The organism is Pseudomonas sp. SDO55104_S430, from assembly GCF_054070595.1.
In genome coordinates this window covers 1-327 of the sequence record NZ_JBSVXG010000511.1, presented here as the reverse complement: position 1 = coordinate 327, position 327 = coordinate 1, and the positions used below count along the sequence as shown (strand labels likewise).

At 58.4% G+C, this 327-nt stretch carries 1 protein-coding gene; it reads right to left on the bottom strand.

What is annotated here, in order from left to right; translation table 11 throughout:
- Window positions 1-202: 202 nt before the first annotated feature.
- On the bottom strand, window positions 203-327 hold a 125-nt coding region (locus tag ACW9JE_RS30940; RefSeq protein WP_457434937.1), incomplete at its 5' end, for a hypothetical protein.

Sequence of the window (327 nt, the reverse complement as noted above, 5' to 3'; positions counted from 1 at the left end):
AAAAAGATGGGACTGCTGCGCAGTCCAACGGGGGCAAGCCCCCTCGCCACAATGTTTTCATCACCGACTGGCTAACCACCGCCCCTCTGTAGGAGCGAGGCTTGCCCGCGAAGAGGCCCGCCCAACCACCACAAAACCACCACCCACAAAAAAGCCCCACCAGGCACCAAGCCAGGCGGGGCTTCAATAACACCAAACCTACTTAAGCAACATTCATAGTCCGGTGCGTATCAATCAAATGCTGCACCACACCCGGATCCGCCAGGGTCGAGATATCCCCCAACCCCTCATACTCCGCCGTCGCAATCTTGCGCAGAATCCGGCGCA